Origin of the sequence: Streptomyces sp. ICN903, from assembly GCF_022015835.1 — a bacterium.
Taxonomy (GTDB): Bacteria; Actinomycetota; Actinomycetes; order Streptomycetales; family Streptomycetaceae; genus Streptomyces; species Streptomyces fenghuangensis.
Window position 1 is genome coordinate 1 of record NZ_JAKMAY010000369.1, and the last position, 4,963, is coordinate 4,963.

4 protein-coding genes are annotated in these 4,963 nt (G+C 67.8%); all 4 read left to right on the top strand.

Translation table 11 applies throughout. The annotated features are described in order from the left end of the window. A partial coding sequence (locus L7D48_RS25760) for a class I SAM-dependent RNA methyltransferase (RefSeq protein ID WP_237883009.1) occupies positions 1-1,365 on the top strand: 1,365 nt, incomplete at its 5' end. A 489-nt stretch (positions 1,366-1,854) separates the two neighbouring features. Then, positions 1,855-2,298 carry a TIGR02391 family protein gene (locus L7D48_RS25765; RefSeq protein ID WP_237883011.1) on the top strand — a complete coding sequence of 148 codons (444 nt, stop codon included), beginning with the start codon at positions 1,855-1,857 and terminating at the stop codon, positions 2,296-2,298. A 317-nt stretch (positions 2,299-2,615) separates the two neighbouring features. Next, on the top strand, positions 2,616-3,908 hold the full coding sequence (locus L7D48_RS25770) for an HNH endonuclease (protein WP_237883013.1): 1,293 nt from the start codon (positions 2,616-2,618) through the stop codon (positions 3,906-3,908). Next, the gene (locus tag L7D48_RS25775) at positions 3,905-4,912 is read left to right on the top strand and encodes a hypothetical protein (RefSeq protein WP_237883016.1); all 1,008 of its coding nucleotides are present in this window, start codon (positions 3,905-3,907) and stop codon (positions 4,910-4,912) included. The genes L7D48_RS25770 and L7D48_RS25775 overlap by 4 nt, the downstream gene beginning before the upstream one ends. The last annotated feature ends 51 nt before the right edge of the window (positions 4,913-4,963 follow it).

A 4,963-nucleotide genomic window follows, 5' to 3' on the forward strand; every position in this document is an offset into this window, starting at 1 on the left:
CCCCCCGCCGCGTCCCCCGAAACCGCACCGTCGCTGGTGGGCCGGGAGTACGAGGTCGAGATCGGCCCCGTCGCGCACGGTGGCCACTGCATCGCCCGCACCGAGGAGGGGCGGGTGCTGTTCGTGCGCCACGCCCTGCCCGGCGAGCGGGTCGTCGCGAAGGTGACCGAGGGCCGGGAGGACTCCCGCTTCCTGCGCGCCGACGCCGTCGAGGTCCTGGAGCCCTCCAAGGACCGCGTCGAGGCGCCCTGCCCGTTCGCCGGCCCCGGCCTGTGCGGCGGCTGCGACTGGCAGCACGCCGCCCCCGGGGCCCAGCGGCGGCTGAAGGCCTCCGTCGTCGCCGAGCAGCTGGCGAGGCTGGCGGGGCTGACGGCCGAGGACGCCGGCTGGGACGGCACCGTCGAGCCCGCCCCCGGCGACAAGGTGCCCAAGGGCGAGGTCCCGGCCTGGCGCACCCGCGTCCACTACAGCGTGGACGACGAGGGCCGCGCCGGGCTGCTGCGCCACCGCTCCCACGAGGTGCAGCCGATCGACCGCTGCCTGATCGCCGCGCCGGGGGTGAGCGAGCTGGGCGTCGAGAAGCGCCGGTGGCCGCAGATCGCCACCGTCGACGCGACCGCCGCCACCGGCTCCGGCGACCGCCAGGTCGTGCTCACTCCCCGCCCCGGCGGGCGCCTGCCCCTGGTGGAGCTGGACCGGCCGGTGTCGGTGCTGAGGGGCGAGGAGCCCCGCGGACGCGGCGCGGAGCGCGGCGGCGAGCGGGCCGTGCACCGGGTGCACGGCCGCCCCTTCGTCCGTGAGCGCGCCGTCGGCCGCACCTGGAGGATCAGCGCGGGCGGCTTCTGGCAGGTCCACCCCAAGGCCGCCGAACTGCTGGTCGAGGCCGTGATGACCGGTCTGACGCCGCGCAAGGGCGAGATGGCCCTCGACCTGTACTGCGGCGCCGGGCTGTTCGCCGGAGCCCTGGCCGAGCGCGTCGGGGACAAGGGCGCGGTGCTCGGCATCGAGTCCTCCAGGCGCGCGGTGGAGGACGCCCGCCACAACCTCGCCGACCTCGACCGTGTCCGCGTCGAGCGCGGCAGCGTCGAGCAGGTCCTGCCGCGCACCGGCATCACCGAGGCCGACATCGTCGTCCTCGATCCGCCCCGCTCCGGCGCCGGGCGCAAGACGGTGCGGCAGGTGGCCTCCCTCGGGCCGCGCCGGATCGCCTACGTCGCCTGCGACCCGGCCGCCCTCGCCCGCGACCTGGCGTACTTCCGCGAGGAGGGCTACGTCCCGCACTTCCTGCGGGCCTTCGACCTGTTCCCGATGACCCACCACGTGGAGTGCGTCGCCATCCTCAAACCCGCGCCGAAGGGTTCCTGACCTGCGATTTTGCGCGTGCGCATTATGTGCGGTGTGGGCGTTACGGGCGATATCTTGACGCTGAAATGACGCTCGTGACGCTCATTTGACGCTCGTTCTGACGGGATGCCAGGTGAGGTTGTGGCAGGTGATGGGCACGGCCTCATTCGTAGGGAGGTGCGCCTGGGCGTCACCTGCATGCGTCCGCACGTGGTCGTGGAGTCCCAGCCGTATCCAGGCGCGTCCAGGGCGAGCCGGCCGGAACGACCCGTCTCCAGGGTGCCGCCGTGGATTGTGACTGGATGCGGGGACAGCTTGAAGAGTTCCTTGACCTGGCCACCCGCTACGACGCCAACATAAGGCCGGGCGATTACATCGGTGACCCGAACCTGCACGCCCGTTTGCACCGAGCCGAGCCCACTGCCAAGCAGATTCTCCACCTGCTCGCCCCAGCGATCGCCGACAAGATCGACATCGGCCAGGTGGCCTGCCCAGGTAGCCTGCGTCGCCATGGCGCGCAACGAGGTTCAGCGCGGCCTCGGAATTCTGGCGGACAAGGACGAATGGGCGGTCCGGCTGGTGCCGGACGTCTCGACGCTGGCCGCCGACCGGTTTCACCCCTGGGTCTGGGAGCCAGCGGCTCCCCTGTGGGCTGCGGAGGCCCGTCAGGACGCGGTGCTCGCCGCCGCCCGGACCGTAAACCGGCGCCTCCAGCTAAAGCTGAACTGCCACGACATCGGTGAGACCGATCTCTGTCTTCAAACCTTCGACCTGAAGGAGTCCGTCGCCGGGAAGCCTCGCCTGCGTTTTCCGGGAGATCGGAACACCCCAACGTGGCGCGCACGCCAGGAGGGGGCCAAGCACCTTGCCGTCGGCGTCTTCCTGGCATTCGGAACGTGGCTGCCTACGAGGACGAGGTGCCCTGGACCGAGCAGGAGGCGTTGGAACACCTAGCCACACTCAGTGTCCTGGCCCGCTGGATTGAAGAGTGCGCGGTGGAGTCCGCAGCCTGAGCTCGGGGCGCGTGAACAAGATACTGACGGCGCCCTTCGAGGTCGGCGAGTTGGGTGCGCGGGCAAGCGCCTGCGGCGGCACCTGGAGTCTCCTGCCCGGACCGAAGCTGCCCGGGCAGGTCGCCTGATCCAACGCGGAGGCTGGCCCAGTTACTTCGCGGAGATCTGAACCGGGGCCGCTCCGATCACCGCCGGAGGGACGAGGGAGGGCCTTTGTCGGAGGTCGCCCGTAGCATGTGGGTACCTGAAGGAGGTGTTGTGGCCGTACTTGCTTCGCAGCAACGCAAGTTGACCCAGCGGTCTGGCAATATCTGCGCCTTTCCCGGATGCGGCTTGCTGCTGACGGCTCAGGGGACGCCGGAGGACCCCGTTGTGGTGCTCGGCGAGATGGCTCACATTGTCGCGGAGAGTCCAAACGGTCCGCGGGGCGATTCGCCGCTTACGCCGGAGCAGCGCAACCGGTACGAGAATCTGATCTTGCTGTGCAATCAGCATCACCAGTTGATCGACTCCGAAGGTGCGCTTGCGAAGTACACGGTGGAGCGTCTGCACGCCATGAAGGAGGCTCACGAACAGCGGATCGAGCGCAGGCTCGGCGGACGTTCCAATGTGCCGTCGGACCTGCCTCCGATGGTCAACGACACCGTGTACAGCAACGTGCTGCCGGTCACGCAGATGCCACGCTACATCTACGGAGCCCCTTGCTCTGCCGACCGGGAGAACGAGGTCTGCCCGGCCGCGACGTCTGCCGGGACGATGACGCCGTTCATCCTGCGTGAGGGGCGGTTGTGGGCATTCCAGGACTTGCGTGACACCAGCAACCCGTTCGCTGACGTGGTGGCGTGCACGGAGACCGAACGCTTCTCCACCAAGGAGTGGTGGACGGACCCCGACAGGCTGGGGTGGTACGTCGCACTGCTGAACCGGTCGCTGAACAAACTCACCGGACGGCTCGGGCTGCGACTTGACCACGACCACCACCGCTACTACTTCGAACCGGAGACGGCAGGCGTTGAACGCTCCGTACCGTACCGGCCGCTGAATGCCAGCAGGGCAACCCGGAGTGTCGTCTGGCAGCCCAGGAAGCGAGCGACCGGAGAGGCTCGCAACTACTGGCTTCACCGTGCTGTTTCGCTGCGCTTCTTCCTCATCGGTGGCAACCAGTGGTGCCTGAGCGTCAGACCCGAGCTGCGTGTGACATCCGACGGCTTCGAGTCCATACAGGCCAAGTACATCGGGCGGCAAGTGACCCGGAAGAAGTCTCGCCTGTTCAACCACGACCTCCTGGCCGAAGTCCAGTTCTGGAGGGATTTCCTCGGCAGAAGCACTCCGCGGATTTTCTTCCCCTTCGGTGCCGACAGGCAGAACCTGATCGTCTCGACATCGCTGAGCAGCGGGCAGGTGCGCTGGCCGGGCATTCCCGCCGAGCACGACATGCCCTTCAGGAACGTCGAGTACGTGGACGACCTCTTTACCTGGGCCGAGGCGGAGGGCCTGAGCGAGGACGACGATTCCGCTGACGAAGACGACGAGGACGAAACGCTACGATGACGGCACGCCCTGCTCCACCGAGTGTCTCGCCCACCGGCTCGCCGGCCCTCATTGCGAGCACCTACTTTCCCGAACCGCTGCTGCAGTTCGCCGACAACGGCCTGCACATCGATCCCAAGGCCGGCATTGCACGCTACGGGCCGCGTTCCTGGACAGCATCGGGCCGCCATCCCACACGGCTGCGCGTGGGGTTGATCGGTACCGCAGAGCTCGTCGAGGCGGCCCGTACATGGATGAGTAGCCGCGCCGAGGGCGTACGCGGAGACGTGAACAACCCGGAGTTCCCCGGGTGGATGCCCGACCGCGGGTTCTTCTCGTCGCTGGAGTTTGACGACGCATGGAATGAAGAACTCGGGCAGACTGAACTGCGGCAGGTACTGGAGATCAAGTCGCAGAAGGACCGCTTCCAGGCTGCCTTGTCTCTGTTCGAGACCAAATTTCGGCAGTTGGCGGAGCGGGACAGCGTCCCGGACTACGTCGTGATCGCGCTGTCCGACCAGATCGTGACGCGCTGTGGTACGGCCGACTACACCAGCAAAGAGACCGGCGCGGTGCATCGCGATCTGCGCCGCGCCCTCAAGGCAAGCGCCATGAAGTTCCGCATGCCGACGCAGATTGTTCGAGCGCCCACGCTCGACGGGCGCGACAGGACGCCGCCCTCCCGCATCGCGTGGAACTTCTTCACCGCGATGTACTGCAAGGCTGGAGGCTATCCATGGAGTCCGTACGGCCTCACGCCCGGAACCTGCTACGTCGGCATCGGCTTCTATCGGCCGCTGGGTAGCGCGGATGCGACGATGCAGACCAGCCTCGTGCAGGCGTTTGACGAGCGAGGGGAAGGGATGGTTCTTCGGGGACACGAATTCGAGTGGGATCCGAGCAAGACCGGGAGCCGTTCGCCTCACCTGACGGCCGACGGCGCACACCGGCTGATGGCCCTAGCCTCGCGCTTTCACGAAGTGGCCTGTCCGAAGGTTGATCAGAAACGCAGAAAGTGCTCTTGACCTGCAACGATAGGACTTGCTGAGGGTCCTGTTGGCTGCAAGGAAAAGAGC